The organism is Planktotalea sp. (assembly GCF_049680325.1).
Lineage (GTDB): Bacteria > Pseudomonadota > Alphaproteobacteria > Rhodobacterales > Rhodobacteraceae > Planktotalea.
Map to the genome: position 1 here is coordinate 1 of NZ_JBAUHO010000161.1, position 2,027 is coordinate 2,027.

Here is a 2,027-nt window from a genome sequence, read left to right on the forward strand (position 1 = left end):
GCGAACCCGACCGATAGCGCGTTTTTCGATGAAGCACCAAAGACCCGCGCAAGAATGACGGCCTTTGGCATGACCAAACGGGCAGGGCGCTCGGCCGAGAACGACGATGTGCTGGCTCAGGTCATGCAGGCCAAAACAGGCACGGTTTGTCTTGTTGGTAAATCTTCTGCCTTCCACGTCTCTGACGCGCTTGGCATCACCAAGGCCGAAAACACCGCCAATATCGCCGCTTCCATGTCTCATATCGTGGGCGAGGGGCGCGAGGCACTGTTTGATGCGGAGCACTTCTTTGACGGATACAAGGCTGATCCAGACTATGCGCTCGAAACGCTGCACGCCGCGATCGAGGCTGGCGCGCGCTGGGTCGTGCTGTGCGACACTAATGGTGGCACCTTGCCTGCCGAAGTGAGCGAGATCACCAAAGCTGTCATCGCCTCTGGTATTAGCGGCGCGAACCTTGGCATTCATACCCATGATGATACGGCCAATGCGGTTGCTTGCAGCCTTGCGGCCATCGACGCAGGCGCGCGGCAGGTGCAGGGCACTCTGAATGGTCTGGGCGAGCGGTGCGGCAATGCCAATCTCACCACACTGATCCCGATCCTGCTGCTGAAAGACCCCTACGCGAGCCGGTTCGACATTGGCGTCAGCCATGACGGCCTTGCGAGCCTAACCCGCATTTCGCGCACTCTGGATGATATCCTGAACCGCGTCCCGCTGCGTCAGGCCCCTTTTGTCGGCTCCTCTGCATTCGCCCATAAGGCGGGTTTGCACGCCTCTGCAATCCTCAAGGACCCCTCGACCTACGAACATGTAGAACCCAGTCTTATCGGCAACGCACGCGTTATCCCGATGTCCAATCAGGCCGGGCAATCCAACCTGCGCAAACGGTTGTCTGATGCAGGGTTAAGCGTGGACGCAGGCCATCCTGCGCTGGGATTCCTGCTGGACGAGATCAAGGAAAAAGAAGCGCAGGGCTATTCCTATGACACCGCCCAAGCAAGTTTCGAGCTGCTCGCGCGCCGGGCGTTAGGGCAGATGCCCGATCTGTTCGAAGTGAAGCGCTACAAAGTCACCGTAGAGCGGCGCAAGAACAAATATGACCAAATGGTTTCGCTCTCCGAAGCGGTGGTTGTGGTTAAGATCGACGGTGAAAAGAAGCTTTCGGTTAGCGAATCTATGGATGAAACAGGTTCGGATCGTGGCCCTGTGAATGCGCTGTCCAAAGCACTGGCCAAGGATCTGGGGCAGTACCAGGAGATGATTGACGACATGCGCCTTGTGGATTTCAAGGTCCGCATTACCCAAGGCGGCACAGAGGCGGTCACGCGCGTCATCATTGATAGCGCGGATAGCAAGGGCAATCGTTGGAGCACTGTCGGGGCCTCGGCAAACATTGTCGATGCCAGCTTTGAAGCGCTGCTTGATGCGATCCAATGGAAAATAATTCACGATACGCCCAATAAGTAACCTTGACGTTACATGTAACCTACACTACCCATGTAACCTATGAGTTACAGGGAGTTTGAAATGTCTTGGATCATACTTGCAATTTCTGGCGGTCTAGAAGTGGTTTGGGCCACAGCGCTGAAGGCATCAGAAGGATTTAGTAAGCCGCTATATAGCGGGATCGTTGCCGTCGCCGCATTCCTTAGCTTTTGGCTCTTGGCCTATGCAATGCGTTCGCTGCCGCTTGGTACGGCTTATCCTGTGTGGGTTGGCATCGGCGCAATTGGATCATTTATCATGGGCATCTATGCCTTTGGCGAGACGGCCAGCCCGCTCCGCCTCGCAAGCGCGGGATTGATCGTCATTGGCATTGCTGGCCTGAAACTGGCGGAGGGCTAGGACATGAGTGCAGATACGCTTTCACGCATTCGCCTTATTGTATTGGGCCTAGCTGGATTAACCTGTGCACTTTACGCGTGCCTTGCGATCCTGTGGGATACACCGCAGCCATTCTCGCCTTGGCTACCAGGCGTGACAGGCATAAGCGCCGCAATAGTGATTTCCCTTTCTGCCTTTGC

At 56.1% G+C, this 2,027-nt stretch carries 2 protein-coding genes; both read left to right on the forward strand.

Annotation, left to right across the window (positions count from 1 at the left end; translation table 11 throughout):
• Nucleotides 1–1,470: citramalate synthase (cimA, locus tag WBC85_RS07360; RefSeq protein ID WP_424434619.1), on the forward strand; the 1,470-nt coding region annotated here is incomplete at its 5' end.
• A gap of 60 nt (nucleotides 1,471–1,530) precedes the next feature.
• The gene (locus WBC85_RS07365; protein ID WP_424434622.1) at nucleotides 1,531–1,848 is read left to right on the forward strand and encodes a DMT family transporter; all 318 of its coding nucleotides are present in this window, start codon (nucleotides 1,531–1,533) and stop codon (nucleotides 1,846–1,848) included.
• Nucleotides 1,849–2,027: the final 179 nt, after the last annotated feature.

What these genes read in the sequence shown, in the direction of transcription:
- WBC85_RS07365 (WP_424434622.1), top strand. Translation starts at nt 1,531, where the DNA reads ATGTCTTGGATCATACTTGCAATTTCTGGCGGTCTAGAAGTGGTTTGG.